15 protein-coding genes are annotated in these 16,740 nt (G+C 66.1%); 4 read left to right on the top strand and 11 right to left on the bottom strand.

Going from position 1 to position 16,740, the window contains the following annotated elements:
* The first annotated feature begins 2 nt into the window (after positions 1-2).
* The 4 genes from ACCC97_RS21895 to ACCC97_RS21880 are packed head-to-tail and all read left to right on the top strand — an operon-like array spanning position 3 to position 4,495.
* Entirely contained in the window at positions 3-1,154 is a 1,152-nt protein-coding gene (locus tag ACCC97_RS21895; RefSeq protein ID WP_413335003.1) for an AAA family ATPase, read from the top strand.
* 41 nt (positions 1,155-1,195) lie between these two features.
* On the top strand, positions 1,196-2,566 hold the full coding sequence (locus ACCC97_RS21890; protein WP_413335002.1) for a CpaF family protein: 1,371 nt from the start codon (positions 1,196-1,198) through the stop codon (positions 2,564-2,566).
* A gap of 9 nt (positions 2,567-2,575) precedes the next feature.
* On the top strand, positions 2,576-3,568 hold the full coding sequence (locus tag ACCC97_RS21885) for a type II secretion system F family protein (RefSeq protein WP_413335001.1): 993 nt from the start codon (positions 2,576-2,578) through the stop codon (positions 3,566-3,568).
* Positions 3,569-3,580: 12 nt separating this feature from the next.
* Positions 3,581-4,495, top strand: a complete 915-nt coding sequence (locus ACCC97_RS21880) for a type II secretion system F family protein (protein ID WP_413334999.1) — start codon at positions 3,581-3,583, stop codon at positions 4,493-4,495.
* Between the two features lie 30 nt (positions 4,496-4,525).
* Here the strand turns inward: ACCC97_RS21880 and ACCC97_RS21875 are convergent, their stop codons facing one another.
* The 11 genes from ACCC97_RS21875 to ACCC97_RS21825 all read right to left on the bottom strand — a co-directional run bounded on the left by ACCC97_RS21875 (position 4,526) and on the right by ACCC97_RS21825 (position 16,582).
* Positions 4,526-5,218, bottom strand: a complete 693-nt coding sequence (locus ACCC97_RS21875; protein ID WP_413334997.1) for a LuxR C-terminal-related transcriptional regulator — start codon at positions 5,216-5,218, stop codon at positions 4,526-4,528.
* 25 nt (positions 5,219-5,243) lie between these two features.
* Positions 5,244-6,926, bottom strand: a complete 1,683-nt coding sequence (locus tag ACCC97_RS21870) for a sensor histidine kinase (protein ID WP_007832071.1) — start codon at positions 6,924-6,926, stop codon at positions 5,244-5,246.
* A 240-nt stretch (positions 6,927-7,166) separates the two neighbouring features.
* Positions 7,167-7,643 carry a hypothetical protein gene (locus ACCC97_RS21865; RefSeq protein ID WP_007832069.1) on the bottom strand — a complete coding sequence of 159 codons (477 nt, stop codon included), beginning with the start codon at positions 7,641-7,643 and terminating at the stop codon, positions 7,167-7,169.
* Positions 7,644-7,951: 308 nt separating this feature from the next.
* A complete protein-coding gene (locus tag ACCC97_RS21860; protein WP_413334995.1) occupies positions 7,952-9,325 on the bottom strand; it encodes a DUF5666 domain-containing protein in 1,374 nt (457 codons plus the stop codon).
* Complete coding sequence (locus ACCC97_RS21855; protein WP_413334993.1) at positions 9,322-10,155, bottom strand: DUF6502 family protein; 834 nt, start codon at positions 10,153-10,155, stop codon at positions 9,322-9,324. The genes ACCC97_RS21860 and ACCC97_RS21855 overlap by 4 nt, the downstream gene beginning before the upstream one ends.
* Before the next feature lie 120 nt (positions 10,156-10,275).
* Entirely contained in the window at positions 10,276-10,821 is a 546-nt protein-coding gene (locus tag ACCC97_RS21850) for a GspH/FimT family pseudopilin (protein WP_413334991.1), read from the bottom strand.
* Between the two features lie 8 nt (positions 10,822-10,829).
* On the bottom strand, positions 10,830-13,916 hold the full coding sequence (locus tag ACCC97_RS21845) for a pilus assembly protein (RefSeq protein WP_413334989.1): 3,087 nt from the start codon (positions 13,914-13,916) through the stop codon (positions 10,830-10,832).
* Complete coding sequence (locus ACCC97_RS21840; protein ID WP_413334988.1) at positions 13,913-14,485, bottom strand: hypothetical protein; 573 nt, start codon at positions 14,483-14,485, stop codon at positions 13,913-13,915. The genes ACCC97_RS21845 and ACCC97_RS21840 overlap by 4 nt, the downstream gene beginning before the upstream one ends.
* The gene (locus ACCC97_RS21835; RefSeq protein ID WP_413334986.1) at positions 14,482-15,615 is read right to left on the bottom strand and encodes a PilW family protein; all 1,134 of its coding nucleotides are present in this window, start codon (positions 15,613-15,615) and stop codon (positions 14,482-14,484) included. The genes ACCC97_RS21840 and ACCC97_RS21835 overlap by 4 nt, the downstream gene beginning before the upstream one ends.
* The gene (locus tag ACCC97_RS21830; RefSeq protein WP_413334985.1) at positions 15,612-16,184 is read right to left on the bottom strand and encodes a type IV pilus modification PilV family protein; all 573 of its coding nucleotides are present in this window, start codon (positions 16,182-16,184) and stop codon (positions 15,612-15,614) included. Before ACCC97_RS21830 ends, ACCC97_RS21835 begins: the two co-directional genes overlap by 4 nt.
* Entirely contained in the window at positions 16,178-16,582 is a 405-nt protein-coding gene (locus ACCC97_RS21825; protein WP_056597027.1) for a type IV pilin protein, read from the bottom strand. The genes ACCC97_RS21830 and ACCC97_RS21825 overlap by 7 nt, the downstream gene beginning before the upstream one ends.
* Positions 16,583-16,740 lie beyond the last annotated feature (158 nt).

Below are 16,740 nucleotides of genomic sequence, written 5' to 3'. Positions count from 1 at the left end.
CCATGAAGATCGCCATCATCTCCCCCAATCCGAACCACCTCCAGGACATGCGCAAGGTCCTCGAGGCGCGCTCCCATCAGGTGTCGCTGTTCGAGGGCGGCAAGAGCCGCATGCAGTGGGTCGTCGAGAAGGCGGCTCCGGAGCTTCTGCTGGTCGACGGCATGTGCTGCGACCTTCAGGAGCTGGCACTGGTGGAAAAGCTCACTCTGCAGTACCCGGCGATCGCGGTGGTGTTGCTGTGTGCGATGCAGACCCCGGAGTTCCTGATTCACGCGATGCGCGCGGGGGTGCGCGAGGTGCTGCCGTCTCCCTCCGACACCGCCGCGCTCGAGGCCGCCGTCGAGCGCATCGCGCTCAAGATGGCCAGCACGCAGGCGCGCAGCCCCGGCCAGGTGGTGGCATTCATGCCCTGCAAGGGCGGCAGCGGATCGACCTTTCTCGCAACCAACATCGGCTATCAGCTCTCGCGGGAGCGCTCGGTGCTGCTGATCGACCTGAACCTGCAGTTCGGCGATGCGCTGTCATACGTGAGCGACATGCGCCCGAGTTCCACGATGGCGGACGTTGCGCGCGACATCGGCCGCCTAGACGCCTCGCTGCTCGCAGCGAGTGTGGTGCGCGTGGCGCCGGGCTTCAGCATCCTGCCCGCACCCGACGATCTTTCGCGAGCGATGGATGTCAAGGCCGAGCACATCGATGCGATCCTGCAGGTCGCACTCTCGATGTACGACTTCGTGCTGTTCGACCTCGGTCCGCGCATCGACACGCTCGCAATCCGCGTGCTGGATCGCGCGGACCGCATCTTTCCCGTACTGCAGCCGAGCCTTCCGCATATCCGCAACGTGACGCGCCTGATGCACGTGTTCAAGTCGCTGGACTACGCGCCGGGCAAGGTCGAGTTGCTCGTGAACCGCAGCGCCGGGGGCGGGGAGATCGGGCTGTCGGACATGCGCCGTTCGCTGGTCGGAGCGACGCTCACGATCGTTCCGGACGGTGGCAAGGACGTGGATGCGTCCATCAACCAAGGCGTACCGTTGGTGGAGATGTCGCGCGGCAGCGCGCTCGCCAAGCGGCTTGCCGAAATCGCCCACTCGCTCAGTCCGCGCAAGGAAGCGGCGCCCGGCTTCATCGGGCGGCTCTTCCGCCGCGCCTGAGTTCCGATTCTTTCTTCATTCAACAGCAAAGGCAGGTTCCCATGTCATTCAGAGAACAGCTCAATGCAGTCGAGGCCGATCCCGACCACGGGCAAGTGGCGCACGCCACCGACCTGACCGCCTCGCCCTTTGCGTCGGACGCCTACAAGCTGCTGAAGGAGCGCATGCACCTGAGGTTGCTCGACCGCTTCGACCTCGCGGCGCTCGAAACCCTGAAGCCCGACGTGCTGCGCCAGGAAATCTCGACCATGGTCGCCCGGCTGCTGCAGGAGGAGCCCGAAGCGCTCAACGACATCGAGCGCCGCACGCTGATCCGCGACATCCAGCACGAGATGCTCGGCTTCGGGCCGATCGAGCTGCTGATGGCCGATCCGTCAGTCTCGGACATCCTGGTCAACTCGCACGAGAAGGTCTACGTCGAGCGGCGGGGCCGGCTGGAGCTGACCAATGTGAGCTTCACCGACGAGAAGCACCTGCTGCGCATCATCGACAAGATCGTCTCGCTGGTGGGGCGGCGCATCGACGAGTCCAGCCCGATGGTCGATGCGCGGCTGCCCGACGGTTCGCGCGTCAACGCGGTCATTGCGCCGGTGGCGCTCGATGGGCCGATGATGTCGATCCGGCGTTTCGCGAAGATTCCGCTGCGCATGGAGAACCTCGTAAACGAGCTCAAGACGCTGACGCCGCCGATGGCGCAGATGCTCGAGGGGCTGGCCCAGGCGAAGGTGAACATGCTCATCTCCGGCGGTACGGGCGCAGGCAAGACCACATTGCTGAACATCCTCTCGGGGTTCATTCCGCCGACCGAACGCATCATCACCATCGAGGACGCCGCGGAGCTCCAGCTGCAGCAGCCGCACGTGGCGCGCATGGAAACGCGGCCGATGAACATCGAGGGCAAGGGCGAGATCACGCAGCGCGCGCTGGTACGCAACGCGCTGCGCATGCGGCCCGACCGCATCGTGATCGGCGAGGTGCGCGGCGCGGAGGCGGTCGACATGCTGCAGGCAATGAACACCGGCCACGAAGGCTCGCTCACCACCATCCACGCCAACACGCCGCGCGACGCGCTGGCGCGGCTGGAGAACATGATCGGCATGGCGAACCTGAACCTGCCGCACCGCACCGTGCGCCAGCAGATCGCCTCGGCCATCACGGTGGTCGTCCAGGTCCTGCGGCTGGTCGACGGGCGGCGCAAGGTCACCAGCATCCAGGAGATCACCGGCATGGAAGGGGAGGTGGTCACCATGCAGGAGATCTTTACCTTCCACCAGACCGGCATGGGTCCCGACGGCCTGGTGCGCGGCCATTTCCAGGCGACGGGCGTCAGGCCGAAGTTCGCGGAGCGGCTGCATGCCTACGGCGTGGACCTGCCCGACACGATGTTCGAGCCGGGCAAGCACTACGAATAGGAGGCGATCATGTTCAACAACCTGGGCGGCAATGCGCTCATCACTGCTGCCGTGCTGGTCTTCGTGACCGTGCTGCTGATCATCGAGGGCCTGTACCTGCTGTGGCGCTCCTACAAGGGGCCCGAGGCGCGCAAGATCGAGAAGCGGCTGCAGGCGTTTTCCGCGGCGAGCGACCGCACGCCGCAGGCCCACCTGGCCAAGGAGCGCATGCTCAGCGAGGTGCCGTGGATGCAGCGCATGTTGCTGACGCTGCCGCGGGCCCATCGGCTGGACCGCTTCATCCTGCAGGCGGGGCTGGACTGGACGGTCTCCAGCTTCCTGCTGGCGTGCGGCGTGCTCGGCGTGTTCGCGTTCTTCGTGACGACATGGGTGGCACGCCAGCCGGTGCTGCTGGCGCTCGGCGTCGGGGGCGGCATGGCGATGCTTCCGGTGATGTATCTGCAACACCAGCGCAGCCGCAGGCTGGCCCGCATGGAGAAGCAGCTTCCTGAAGCACTGGACCTGGTGACGCGCGCTCTGCGCGCCGGGCACTCGTTCGCGAGCGGTGTGCAGATGATCGGTGATGAAATGACCGACCCGATCGCCAGCGAGTTCCGCATGGTCGCCGACGAGGTCAACTTCGGCGTCTCCCTGCAGCAGGCGCTGACCAATCTCAGCGAGCGCGTGCCGCTCACCGACCTGCGCTACTTCGTGGTGGCGGTGCTGATCCAGCGCGATTCCGGCGGCAACCTGACGGAGGTGTTGGGCAACCTGAGCCGGCTCATCCGCGAACGGCTCAAGCTGCTCGCGCGAGTGCGGGTGCTGTCATCCGAAGGGCGCCTGTCGGCCTGGATCCTGGGCCTGATGCCCTTCGCGCTGGCGGCGCTTATGAACGTGTTCAACCCCGAATTCATGTCGCCGCTGTGGACGGACCCGATCGGGCAGACGGTGCTGCGGTGGATGCTGGCGCTGATGCTCGTGGGCATCGTGCTCCTGCGCAAGATCGTGAAGATTCGCGTCTGAAGGAGAAGAGCCATGACCATGCTGTTTCCCATCCTCGTCTTCCTCGCCGTGTCGCTGGCCATCGTCGGCTTGGCGGCCTGGTTGTCTCCAACGCGCACAGAGCAGCGCCTGCAGGCGGTAGCACCGTCGGCCGGCAAGTCGGCATGGACCGAAACCGCCGTTCGGCTGGTCGGCCCCTTCGCGCAGTTGTCATCGCCCACCAGCGATGCCGCCTTGTCGCCGCTGCGCGTGCGATTCCTGAACGCCGGCATTCGCTACCCGGACGCCTATCTCGTCTACTTCGGCATGAAAACGCTGCTGCCGCTGGGCTTTGCCGCGCTCGCGTTCCTGGGAATGCGGGCGGCGGGTGCGGCGGACGGCACGCTGATGATGCTGTGGCTCGCGTTGGCGGCCCTGGCCGGCTGCTACCTGCCCAACCTGGTGCTGCGCCTGCTCATTCGCGCTCGGCGCCGAGAGATATTCGAGAACTTTCCCGATGCCGCCGACCTGATGCTCGTGTGCGTCGAGGCCGGACTTGGCCTGGACGCCAGCCTGGCCAAGGTCACGGAGGAAATCCAGGTCAAGAGTGCGGCCCTCGCACAGGAACTGCACTGGACCAATCTGGAAATGCGCGCCGGCAGCACACGCGAGAAGTCGCTGCGCAACCTCGCGCTGCGCACGGGCGTGGAGGAGATTGGCACCTTCGCGACCATGCTGACCCAGGCGGACCGTTTCGGTACCAGCATCGGCGAGTCGCTGCGCGTGTTCTCCGAGGACCTGCGCCACAAGCGGCAGGTTCGCGCGGAAGAACAGGCAGCCAAGGTGCCGACCAAGATGCTGCTGCCGCTGGTGTTGTGCATCTTTCCGTGCGTTTCGGCGGTCATCCTCACGCCGGCGGCAATCCGCGTCGTCCGGATGATCATCCCGATGCTGAACGGGACGACTTGAGTACCCGGGGCAACCCGGCGCGGCGGCGGCTCAGTGCACGACAGCCGCCGCGTCGAGCTGATGCTTCACCGCGTGGATGTACAGCTCGAGGCGGTTCGTCACGCCGAGCTTCTGGTAGATCGAGGTGAGATGGTTGCGCAGCGTGTGCTCGGTGACGAAGAGCTTTGCGGCCAGCGCCTTGTTCGAGGCGCCGCTGCCCGCCACCACGACGCGGATGATCTCGCGCTCCTTCTGCGTCAGGCTGGCCAGCTTGGCGGCTTCGGGGTCGGCCTTCGGCGGCTTCTTCGCCGAGGTCAACTGGGAGAAGACGCGGCCCATGGTCTGCGGATCGACGCAAAGCTCGCCGTTGTAGACGCGTTCGATGGTCTCGAGGACTTGCTGTGCCGAAGCGTCCTTGCGCATGACGCCGCGGGCGCCGTGCAGCACGGCAAGGTCGAGCATGCGCTGTTCGCGCTCCGCGGTGAGCACGAAGACGCGCGACACCTCGTTCGACAGGAGGCTGGGCAGGATGTCGATGGCGCAATGGCCGTCCAGGTCCAGGTCGAGCACAACGACGTCGGGCGCGAGGCTTGCCGCCGTCGCCACGGCGTCTTCGCAGCTGCTGGCGGTGCCGACCACCTTCATGCGCGGTTGTTCCCCGTCGATCAGCCTGGACAGGCCCCACAGCATCGTCTTGTGGTCGTCAACGAGCAGAACGCCGATGGAATGGGCAGCAGGTTGCATGACGGGCTCCTGGTCTTGTCTTTTTTCAGATGGGAATTTCCACCACCACCGCGGTGCCGCCGCTGATGCACTGGCGGACCTGCGCCCGCCCGCCGAGGGCGGCGGCGCGTTCGGTGATGGAACGGGGGCGGAATTTCGTGAAACCCTCTTCGCAGGCTTCGTTCTCGATGCGCAGGTGCAGCCGCCCGTTCTTGCAGCCGAGGCGGATGCTGCCGTGGTGCGCGTGGGTGTGCTTGCAAATGTTGTTCAGCCCTTCGCCGACCATTTGCAGGACTTCCGCAGTCATACGGTCGTCCAGCAGGACCTGGCCGTCCACGGCGACGGCGATCTCTATGCCGTAGAGCCCCTTGATGCGCTCGGCCTGGCGATGCAGGTGGGGCAGCACGAGCCCGCAGGGGCTGTTCGCGCCGTGCTTGACCGCGCCGGCATAGCGGCGCAGGTCCGCGATCACGCCGTCGGCCACGCTTGCGAGCTTGTCGAGATCCTCGCGCAGCGGGTTGTCGGTGGTGGCCTTCTTGAGCAGTGCGCACAGGCCCATCCGCAGGCCGATGTAGGGCTGCACGGCCGTGTCGTGCAGGTCCAGCGCGATCTTCAAGCGCTCCGCGGAGGCGGCTTCGGAGGCCATCCGGTCGAGCACTTCGATGGTCTCGATGACCGGGAAGATCTGCTCCATGAGGTGTGCCAGGAACAGGGCGTCGGACTTGTTGAACAGCCCGTCGCCGGATGACACGAAGACCCGGCCCTCGCCCAGCCGCATCGGCAGCGGAGCGCTGATGAAGCTGCGGGCCTCCAGCATGGCGGCCACGGCGGCGCAGCGCTGCGCGCCTTCCTCGTCCTCGACGCGCCAGCCGCTCGCGCCGGCTTCGAGGGCATGGCTTTGTGGCCACAGGCGGTTCAGGGGCCAGGGCATGCGGCTGCTGACCACGGTGAGGTCCGGTGCCAGCGCCATGAGCGGCGACTCGGCGATGCGCCCGATCGTCTCGACGCTGACGTGTTCGCAGGCGTCGTCCTTGCGCAGCGTGCGCAGGATCCAGTCGCCGGTGGAGGTGTCGCGCGTCAGGAGGATGCAGTGGCTCGCCCGGAAGAAGGCCAGCGTCTTTTCCATCGTGCGGGCGATGGTGCGGCCTGCGCCGAACCGGGGGTTGGACAGCTGGCTGACATCGCCCAGCAGTGCCAGGCGCCGCTGCAGGGCCAGCTTGGAGCCGCCCCAGTGCACGATCATGTGTCCCAGGGCCAGCAGGAACGTCGCGCGCATCAGCAGCTGCGGCGTGTCGTCGCCAGTGCTGGTGGCGAGGCCGCAGGCGGCAAAAGAGGCGACCGATGCAATAGTTACACGGGCGCCTTCCTCGAAGCCCCAGCGGAACGAGGAGGTCAGGATCGCGAAAAAGTAGAACAGGAAGAAAAGGCTCTGGACGCCGTCGGTCACGAACACGATCAGCGTGAACCACAGCACGTCGGACCAGTGGATGGCCTTGCCCTGGAAATACGGGCGGCCGATGCGGGTGCACCCGTACACCAGCAGGCTATGCAGGATGTAACCGGAAAAGGCCAACCAGACCGCACCCGAAACCTGCTGCCGGTGGTCACCCGCGTCGACGGCGACGGCGAGCAGCGCCGCAAAAGACAGCACGAGGCGCATGCGGGCCACCATGAGAGCATCCGCAGCAATGCTCGCGTCGACGTCGGGGGCAGTGGTGCGTGTGAGCATGGAAAAAGCGGGAAAGCGATGTGTGTGAAGGTTTCACATTACTACTTTCGTAGTCGAAGACAATGCAAATTGATACCTTTCGTCACATTGTGACGTTTGTTACGCATAGTTTCAATTGCGGGTCTGAAAGGGTTTTCAGACCGCTGCCGGGGGAGCGGCTTCGCCGATCAGCAAAAAAACTCGCTGATTGCAGGTACCTTTCCCGTGCGAAACAGCGAAGCCGCTGTCGAGCGCGCGGATTCAGGTCCGCCGCGCGACCAGCGCTGTCTGCCCCAGGGGAGTCACCCGCAGGATGACTGCCTGCCTGAACTTCTGCTGGGTTTGCCTGGCGCGGCAGGGCGGGGGAAGCGTGGCTTCCACCATGCCGGCAGCATTCAGTACGGCCACCGAGTTGATTTCTGCCGGATCGTCGGTGCGCAGGGGGAAGACCGAGTTTCCGATCTTGCGCAGGTAGTCGAGCGGCATGAGGGGCCACTTCGGACCGTCGGCCGCTGCAGCGCGGCTGGAGCGAAGGCCAGCGATCTCCGCGTGCCCTTCGTCCGTGATGGTGAACACCACGGCACTCTCGTACTTTTGGTAGCCAAGGTCATCCAGATGGAATTCGGCTTCGACAAGTCCGGTCGCAAGCAGAACCGCGGCGTGCCTGATGTCCGGCTCGGCTGTAAGCGTCACCGGAAATCTCTCGTGAAGAAGCCGAAGGAGGAGGGTGAGCGGCATACATGCTCCTGTTCGCACTGGATGTGCGCATCGAGACATGGGGAGGGGATGCGAGCGGGTTTCCCCGTCGAAGCACCTGGACTGCGCCGCCTCCCGCAAACCCCTTCAGGACGCGTGACGAAACCACGGATGGAAAGCCGTGGCTGGATGTATGCCGTTCGTCACGACGGAGATAGGGCATTGGCGCCTTAAATGTGATTTTTTCACTTTAGGCGTTTTGTTGTACAGCAACCGACCGGCCTTGTCGATAGGCGGGAAGGCCGGGGCGTGAATCGAGAGGGCGTCTATCGTCGCGGGCGCTCGATGGGTCAAGGCGTGAACGTCACCCGCTGCGCGATCAGCACGCCGTTGACCACGCGGTCTCCGACGACAGTCACGCGCTGGCCGTTGGCCAGGTTCGCGGCGGTGCCGTTCTCGAAGACGGTGCTGGATCCGCTGGCGTCCACGGGTTGGCCGCGGACCCTGAAATCGGCAGATGACTGGTACGCGCCGATCGCGCCGATCAGCGTGAACGAGGCCGGGCCGCCGGTGCCCGGAATGTTGCGGATGCGCAGTTTCTTCACCACAAGCACGCCGCCGGACATGAAGCCGTCGACCTCGACCTTCACGCCATTGCCGAGCGAGCCCACGGGTCCGCCCGTGATCTGCGCGTTGGTCGCATCGACCGGCGTGCCCAGAACCTTGAACGAGCCGCGCGAAGCGAAGTCGGTGATGACGCCCGCCAGCTGGACAGCGATGCCGTTGCTCACCGGAACGGCATACCAGCCCTCCACCTTCGTGGCCACGAACAGGTTCGCGAACGGCGCGGCGGTGCCCCGTACGCGCACGATGGTCCCGTTGGCGAGCGACGATGCGTCCAGGCCCGTGAACGCAGCCGCGCCGAAATCGATCGTCAGCTGCCCGAGCATGAAGGTCTTGCGCCCGCTATCGATGTTCTCCACGGTGCCTGTGACCAGAGGGGCGCTCAGGGTTGGAGCGACCTGAATCCGGGTGGCGCGCAGGGTGCCCGGAGCACCGGGCAGGCCCCACACCTGCACGATGCTGCCCGAGACGACGTCGGCCAGCCCGCTCGCGCCGGCCCAGACGGTGGCCGAGTCGATGCTCACGGTGGTGCCCATCACGACGAAGCTGCCGGCGGGGATGTCGATGGCCGAGACCGCACCGCGCAGTTCCGCGGCCGACACGACCTGGGTCGCGACGCCGCTGGTGAAGTCCGCGTCGACCTTGCCGGCAACGCGTGCGCTGATGCCGATCTGCAGTTCGGTGGCATCCTCGATGGTGATGGCGGCGCTGTCGGTGTTGTAGCGCAGCCCGTTGAGGATGATGCTGCCCAGGCCGTCCGCCGCGCCGATGCCGGCGGCGTCGGCAGTCACGCCGGTGCCGCCCGAACCCACGCCGGAGCCGTCGGTGCTGCCGTTGCTGGCGGTGCTCGTGTCGCCGCCGGTGCCGCTGCCGGTTCCGGATGCGTCGCCGGTGGCACCTGTGCCGGTTCCGGTGCTCGCTCCGGCCGCGGCGTCTGCGCCTGCGCCCGCGGTCGCCGTGCCGGCCGCACTGCTGCCAACGCCCGCCACCGAGCCGCCGCTGGCACCGTCTCCACCCCCGCCGCAGGACAGCAGCAGGGCCACGAGGGCGACGTACAAAAGACCGAGCATGAGCCGGCGGGGTTTCTTGATGTTGTTCATCGCGTGGGCTCGCTTTCAGGGGGACGGGGCGGCGCTGGCGCGCTCTCGTCTTCGTAATAGGTGTAGATGCCGACGCGGATGCGCGCCTTGGCACCGGCGGGGGCGCTGTCGACCGCCCGCGTCATTTCCTGCGCCAGTTCGTGGTGCAGGGTCGCCCAGCGCTCCCGCGCGAGGCGCTGGATCTGCTCGCATTCCTGCAGCGTCAGCCCGCGCGCGTACACCGCGCGCTCGAGCATCCTGGGCTCCTCGCCCAGTGTGTTGGAGACGGCCGCCAGCAGATGGTCGCGGCCGTTGTCACCGAGGAAGGCGAGCATGGACTGGAGGTTCTGCACGGGCACGAAGCCGTCGGTCGTGAGTTCGACCACGCCTTCGTCCTCGGTCACCATGTTCAGGCGCACCAGTTCGTCGAGGATGGTGCGGTGGTGCACGTTGCCGCGGCTGCTCATGCGCGCCACGGTCTCGAAGGAGGGGGCGGCATTGCCGGTGGTGATGGGCAGGCGCCGGAAGGAGTCGTCCTGGGTCAGCATCTGCAGCCACAACGTGAAAGTCTTGGCCGCTGCCGACAGCTCGGTGTGGGGCAGGGGATCGACGGTGGCCCGGACCTTGGCGGTCACCGCCTTGCGGTTCAGGCCGGTGGTCACCGAAAGCTGGCTCAGGTTGGGCTTGGGCACGCCCTGGCTGCGCCAGGTTCGCTGTGCTTCCTCGATCAGCAGGTCGCGCAGCAGTTCCTCGAGGTGCGGATGCTTGACCCCCATGGCGAGGGCCAGCCGGACCACCGGACGAAGAATGCGAGCGCAGGCGGCAAGGGCCCAGTCCAGCCGGTGTTCCATGGAGGCGAGCGATTATTCCTGAAGGTGCGGTTCGAAAAGGGACGGCAGCGCTGGCTGCCGACCACGGGTAAGCGCTATTGTCCTGCGCAACAGCACCCGTGTGAAATCTTTGGACCGCTTTTAGCCGTTTCCGGCGCAAGTGCCGTCGGCCAAACGTTTGACACTGGTCCGGCCCGTGGCGCTGATGTTGACGAGGCGGGCCTGGCTGGCGCTGGGTGAGGCCCGGCAGATCGTGATGCTTGCAGGGCTTGCGCCGACGCCGGTGGCCTGGAAGGTAAGGGCACTCGTTCCCCCGGAGTCGCGCAGCTGGTAGCCGCCGGCAGCGGCGGGCTGCTGCAGCAGCACCTTCGTGCCGCTCAGCACGATCCATCCGGTTTCCCATTGGCCCGAAGTGCTGCAGCTGGCGCCGTCGGCCGAAACGCACAGGGTGACGGCGGCATTGCGCTTGATGGCCTCGCTGCGCGCAAGCTGGCCGCTGGCGACCAGGGCCGTGGCGTAGGAATTCAGCCGTGTCGAAAGGCGCACGCTGTCGAACGAAGGCACGGCGATGGCGATCAGCACCACCATCACTGCCAGCGTGACCATCAGCTCGACCAGCGTGAAGCCGCGCGGCCGGGGGGGGCGGCAACCCGTGCCGGGGCGGTTGCTCCTGCTCTTGGGAATCACGGGCCCGCCTATTTCTGGATGAACCAGTAGACCCGGCCCTTGGGCTGCTTGAACGCCGACTTCGGGGTGGCGCTCTTGGGGCTCAGGAAGGAGTCGGGCCTGGCGCCGATCACCACGTCGCGGATGCTGCCGTCGTCCAGCTGGACCCGGCCCACCACGGGCGAGGGGGCCAGGCCGCCGCCCACCACGTTCTGGAACCGGCCGGTGCTGCCGTCGGGTGGCGCGGCATTGGCATACGACACGTTGTAGACATTCGCCGTGCCGAGGTCGGCTTTGCAGGACTGTGTGTTCGGCGTTGTGGGAATGTGGGTGTTGAAGGTTGTGATGCCGTAGGCCGTCACCGACGCGGTCACCACCTGCTCGCCGGGTGCGAGGGCCAGGTACCAGCCCTTCTTGCTCGCAAGGTCGGTGGCTGTGGGCGTTGCCGTGCTGGTGATGGCCTGCAGGGAGGCATGGCACAGCACGGGGGTGCTACTGCATTTTGTCGATTCGGAACTCAGCCAGGCGGTGTCGGAGGGCTTGTCCACCAGCATGTAGAAGCGGTTGGCCACGCTGAGCGCGGCGCTGTAGTAGCGCAGCGGCTTCTCGCGATCGCCGGAGCCCAGCAGGATCACGTACACACCGTTGTCCTGGACCACGTCCGGCCCGAACATGAACTTGCGGTTCGGCGTGCAGGTGCTCACCGTATCGCAGCCGAGCGAGGCGATCTTCGTCATGCTCCAGCTTCCCGGCGTCGCGTCGCCGATGGTGATCCTGTAGACATTACCGCCCAGGTCGGCCGCGTAGGCGATCTGTGCCAAGCCAAGGCTGTCGCTGACGATGGTGACTTCGCCCGCCACCGCGCGGTCGGTGACGAAGCTGTTGAGCTGCGCGCCGGTGGCAGCATCGAGCACATAGACGCGGTTGCCCTTGGTGCCCGTGCCGCAAGCCTGGGCGGCCGAGTTGGTGTCGACGTCTTCGCACTTGTCGTAGCCGCCGCCGAACACCAGCATCGGGCTGTTGCCGGCGCCGTAGCCGGCCGACTTGACGACCTTGGGCGCCGACCAGGTCTGGCCGATGCCGCTCATGCCTGTGTCGCAGCCGGTGTCGTTGTCCTGGTTCGGGCAGCCCTTGCGCCACTTGAAGCTGGGCGCCGCAGGATCGGACACGTCGAAGGCGTAGATGTACCGGCCGCCACGGCGCATGCTCGCGAACAGCCAGGCGGTGGTGCCCTGCCGGTAGGCAGCTACCGCGCCGTCCATGCCGTAGGGCTTGGGCGCCAGGCTGCTGGTGGTGACGGGCAAGTTCGGAAAGTTGATGCGCGTGCTGTTGTCGTATAGCCGCTTGAGGCTGCCGTAGAACTCGGGCGGCACGAACGACCACAGCTCGTCGCCCGCCGCCGCCGAACCGATGGCCGTGTCGCGATTGCCGTTGACGGCGCGCAGCACGCCGTCGTTGCCGCCGTAGAAAACCACCACCTGAGGCACAGCATCGGTGCCGTAGTTGATGGCCACAGGGCGCGAGTGCACCACGTCGCCGTGCACCGAGGGGCGCATGCTGGTGGAGGTGAGAGGGTTGCCGCTGGCGTCGGTGCGTTCGTCACCCTTGTTGTCGGCGCCGCGGACCCAGTTGATCAGGTTGGTGCGGTCGGTGGCGCTCGCAACGCCCAGGGCCGCCTGGGTGATGCTGCCGTTGCCATCGGCGAAGCTGGTGAGCGCGGTGCATGAGCCGGGTGCGCAGGTCTTCATGTTGCGGTTGGCCACCGCGAGGCGGCGCAGCATGTAGCCCTGTGCGCCTTTCTCGACCACATTACCGTCCGGGCTGTCGGCCGCCTGTTTGACGAGCGTCCCGTTGACGATGCAGTCGCCAGCGGGGCGGAAGCTCCAGTAAGTGTCCGTGTCACTCGGCTGTGGTGTCCAGAAGCTGCGCACACAGGGCCCTATGAAGCCGGTCTGGTTGTTCACCGCGTTGGCGCCGGCGGCGTCCTGCAGGACGAGCTGGCTGCTGCTGTCCAGGCCCAGCTTGTATTGCTTGAGGTTGCCGTTCCAGCGCGGCAGCGCGTCCTGGTCAGGGCGGAACATGCCGACGAACACCTGGTTCAGGTAGGTGCCCTGCGTGTTCACGCTCACCGGCAGGCTCACCGAAGAAAACACGCTGTTGACCGACTGGATCTTGCTGAAGATGTCGTCGAGCGCCGCACCCAGCGAAGCCCCCAGGTCGGGATCGGACGAAATGTCGTAGTACTCCCCCTTGCTCTGGGTGGCCATGCTCTTGAGCAGCGCGCTCCAGCCGGGGCCCTGGCCGCCGGTGGCCTTGGCGGCTTCGACTGTGTAGACCTTGACGCCCATGCTGCTTTGCAGGAATCGCGCCCATTCGTCGGCGGTGTTGTCCTGCGAGCCGCTGGGGCTCAGCACGATGGGGGTGGTGCTGCCGCCCGCGGCGAGCAGGGCGCTCGTGGAGGCCTGGCTGTCGCTGGTGTTGTCTTGCGCGGCGCCGTTGCTGATGTAGATGACGTACGTGCCGATGCAGTTTTCGGTGCTGGGGCCCACGTAGGTGGTGCTGTTCACCGCGTTCAACGCGTTGCGCGGCAGCGCGTAGATGGCCTTCGATGCGGGTGTGCCGTAGACGCTGCCGCTGTAGTCGGCCTTCAGCTTGTTGTTGCCGGCGATTGGGGTGCTGCTGGCAAGGTAGCGGTAGACCTCGGCCATGGTCTTGCCGGCCTTGCCTCCGTTGGACTTGTCGGCGAGCTTGTCCAGGCTGCGGATGAGTGCGCCGTACGTGACCTTGGTGCCGTCGTCCAGCGTGCGCACCGCAGCGCGCACGTAGCCGCCGTCGGAGTTGGAGTTGCCGCCGCCGGTCTCGGTGAACATCATCAAGCCGACCTTGAATTTGTTGGACGGCAAGCTCTCGAAGGCCTTGGCGAGTGCAGTGATCTCGGCCGTGAACGGCTGATTCCAGTTGGCCGTGTTGTCCAGCACGAACAACACATTGGGCGCCTGGGTGGCGGCCTGGTTGTAGCCCACGAAAAGGTCGATGTCCTCGGCTTGCGCCTGGCTCAAAGGCAAGGCCAGCAGGGCGGCGGCGCACAGCGGCGCGAAGAATTTCTTTGTCATCATGGTGTCGGCCCGGTCGTATTGCACAGCGCGTCGAACTGCGCCTTGTTGAGCAGCGCTCGCACTCCTTGGCGCACGGCGGTGATGGGGGTGCCGGCGGCGTCGGTCACGGTGGTGCTGATGTCCCAGACCGAGTTGTATTGATCTGGCAGGGTGGAGAGCCCCGAGCCGCTGCTGGAGGCCCCGCCGGTGATGCCGCTGGGCCCGGTCACCGTGCCGCCGCCGCTGTCGACGGCCTTGGTTGCGCGCACGCACACCGGAGGGGCAACCGAGACCGTGTAGTCGGGGTTGCCGTCGTTGTTGATGTCGACCAGGCTCGCGGTAGCCTGGGGCGTCGTCAGCGAGGGGGTGCCGTCGGAGTCCGGCGCCAGCAGGCTGCTGGCAACTTCCTCGATGGCGCGGTTGGCTGCGGCAACGGCTTCGTTGCGAGTCTGCAGGTTACCAACCGACTTGAGGTCGGAACTGCTGAGATTGAACGCCGCGGTAACCGTGAGGGTGATCAGCAGCAGCATGATCATCCCGATGAGCAGAGCCGCGCCCTGCTGGCGGCGCATGGCCGGTGTATGGGTCATGGCGTCTCCCTTCGACCGGTCACGTTGGTCAGCCGCACGGTGGTGGAGAACGCGTGGCGCTTGTAGTGGTCGTTGAACGGGCCCAGGGTGGTGGAGCCCAGGTTGTAGGTGCGCGTGTCGGTGTGGCCCGGCGAAACCTCGGTGCTGCGCGCGAGCACATAGAGCTTGACCGCCACCACGTTCACCAGTTGGTCGGCAGTGCAGGGCGCGGCGACGCTGCAGTGCACGAAACTGCCATCGGGGCTGCCGTCGCCGCGGTTGGAAGGGGTCATCCGGTCGGTGGCGTCGGCCCAGTTGATCGCTGCGGCGTAGTTCACGGCGGCGCTGGTCTTGCCGATCGTGTCCAGGCCGAACTCCACCCTGAACCCCTCGACACCCTCCATCAGAGGGACCGGCGGCTGCTGCGCCAGGACGCCGGCCGCCAAGTCGAAACGCGAGCGCGCCAGCGTCGGTACGCCGTCGCCCACTGTCTCGGCATAGTCGCGCACGTAGTAAATGTCGGCAACGAACTTGCGCTTGGGCGAAGGCGTCGTGCAGTTCTTCATGAACATGTTGCCGAAGCCGCTGGTGGACAGGTCGAACGACGAGGGCTTCTGCGTGCCGCACAGCGAGGACTGGAAGTACAGGTTGCCGGCGATGTCCGCCTCGCAGTTGGGCGTGCCGGGCAGGCAGGTCTCGGCGTGCCGCACCACCAGGACGTCGGTGTTGGCCTTCTTGTTCTTCAGCAGGTCGGTGCAGGTGGCGGGCACGGTTTCGTAGCTCTGCACCGGCAGATCGAGCAACTTGCGCTTGTAGTCGTCGGTCCAGTTGACCAGGGAGTAGGGCAGGCAGGGGTCGGGCGGCGTGCCGGTGGGCACGTGCTCCGGCACGCCATTGACCGTGAGATCGTCGAACTGGGGCATGTAGTTTTCCCAGAACCCGGCGTGAGAGAGCTCGTTCTCCAGGACAAAGATGCTGAGCCGCCCGCTTTCGATCTGGCGATTCACGCGTTCCATTTCGCGCTGGGTGCCGCTCACGTTGAGGAACAGCGCGAGCAGGGCTGCCATCACGATGAGCATGATGGTGATCGACACCATCAGTTCGATCAGCGTCAGCCCGCGCTGCCGATGGCGCGACGCGGTGGCCGTCATGAAAGGGCTCCGATGCGTACGAGCGTGGTGACCGTCCTGCGGCACAGGTCGTTCACGCAGCGTGTGCCGGTGGCGTCGTACAGGTCCTTGCCGCAGCCCACGCCGGCGGATGGGGCGGAGATCGGCACCAGGCCCTGCCATGCGACGGTGACGAGGTACTCGTTGTTGCCCATGTCCTGCACGCAGCCGCGCCCGCCGATCACCGTGCCGAGCTTGCTGCTCCCCGAGGTTTCGGCCGCGCCCTGCAGCGCGTTGCACCATTCGGCGGTGTCTACCTGCTGGCGTGTGCCGGTGGCTGCGGGGCACGTGCTGCCGCTGCCCAGCGGGGTACTGGTGACGTAGCTCGAGGCCATCCGGCGATTGATCGCGATGCGGTTGGCCATGTCGTTCAGCATGACCAGTGCCTGCGAGCGCTGGTACGACTCCATCTCCGACGCCTGCAGCCGAGCCTGCAGTCCCACGAGGCCGAACAGCCCGAAGGCCACCACGACGACGGCGACCATCACCTCCAGCAAGCTCACGCCACGCTGGTTGCGCGCCTGACGGGTGCCGCGGGCGCCTCTCACCATTTCGCAAGCGGCGTCTTCACGCCTTCGCTGTTGAGAGTGAGCGCGCCGTCGCCCGACTGGCTGCCGAGCGGTGTCAGCGTCAGCGTGTACCCGGGGACACCGGTTGTAGACAGAGTGATGTCGTAGCTGTAGTTGCTGCTGACCTCGGCCGGCAATGCGTATCCGCTGGCTGTCAGCGCGGCCTTGTCGGCATAGTTGCGGTTCGCCAGCAGGAACTGCTGCTGCCGGTTGGCGATATCCATCATCTGCGCCTGTGCCGCCGATCGCTTCGAGCGGATGACGTACTGCTGGTAGCTGGGCAGCGCGATGGCCGCCAGGATGGCCACGATCGCCACCGTGATCATCAATTCGATCAGGGTGAAACCGCCGGTTTTGCGCGCGTGCGAAGGCTCGTTCATCGTGATGCGTTTAGAAATGTTTCACATTGTTATAAATGTGAATTTATCACATCAAACGTGTGTGTGAACCTTTTTCCCGGCGCGATTCGCGGCACGGGCGCAACAGGTGCGCCAAAGGGTGTCAGAGGACGTTGCAACTTGCTTCTCCTTGCCACGGA

This window comes from Variovorax sp. Varisp85 (assembly GCF_047304045.1).
GTDB lineage: Bacteria > Pseudomonadota > Gammaproteobacteria > Burkholderiales > Burkholderiaceae_C > Variovorax.
The sequence above is the reverse complement of the archived record's forward strand: the minus strand, read 5'-3'. Positions and strand labels throughout refer to the sequence as shown.

Bases quoted from the DNA above. Each gene is read 5' to 3' on its own strand.
- ACCC97_RS21895 (WP_413335003.1), top strand. From the start codon at position 3: ATGAAGATCGCCATCATCTCCCCCAATCCGAACCACCTCCAGGACATG.
- ACCC97_RS21890 (WP_413335002.1), top strand. From the start codon at position 1,196: ATGTCATTCAGAGAACAGCTCAATGCAGTCGAGGCCGATCCCGACCAC.
- ACCC97_RS21885 (WP_413335001.1), top strand. From the start codon at position 2,576: ATGTTCAACAACCTGGGCGGCAATGCGCTCATCACTGCTGCCGTGCTG.
- ACCC97_RS21880 (WP_413334999.1), top strand. From the start codon at position 3,581: ATGACCATGCTGTTTCCCATCCTCGTCTTCCTCGCCGTGTCGCTGGCC.
- ACCC97_RS21875 (WP_413334997.1), bottom strand. From the start codon at position 5,218: ATGCAACCTGCTGCCCATTCCATCGGCGTTCTGCTCGTTGACGACCAC.
- ACCC97_RS21870 (WP_007832071.1), bottom strand. From the start codon at position 6,926: ATGCTCACACGCACCACTGCCCCCGACGTCGACGCGAGCATTGCTGCG.
- ACCC97_RS21865 (WP_007832069.1), bottom strand. From the start codon at position 7,643: ATGCCGCTCACCCTCCTCCTTCGGCTTCTTCACGAGAGATTTCCGGTG.
- ACCC97_RS21860 (WP_413334995.1), bottom strand. From the start codon at position 9,325: ATGAACAACATCAAGAAACCCCGCCGGCTCATGCTCGGTCTTTTGTAC.
- ACCC97_RS21855 (WP_413334993.1), bottom strand. From the start codon at position 10,155: ATGGAACACCGGCTGGACTGGGCCCTTGCCGCCTGCGCTCGCATTCTT.
- ACCC97_RS21845 (WP_413334989.1), bottom strand. From the start codon at position 13,916: ATGATGACAAAGAAATTCTTCGCGCCGCTGTGCGCCGCCGCCCTGCTG.
- ACCC97_RS21840 (WP_413334988.1), bottom strand. From the start codon at position 14,485: ATGACCCATACACCGGCCATGCGCCGCCAGCAGGGCGCGGCTCTGCTC.
- ACCC97_RS21835 (WP_413334986.1), bottom strand. From the start codon at position 15,615: ATGACGGCCACCGCGTCGCGCCATCGGCAGCGCGGGCTGACGCTGATC.
- ACCC97_RS21830 (WP_413334985.1), bottom strand. From the start codon at position 16,184: ATGGTGAGAGGCGCCCGCGGCACCCGTCAGGCGCGCAACCAGCGTGGC.
- ACCC97_RS21825 (WP_056597027.1), bottom strand. From the start codon at position 16,582: ATGAACGAGCCTTCGCACGCGCGCAAAACCGGCGGTTTCACCCTGATC.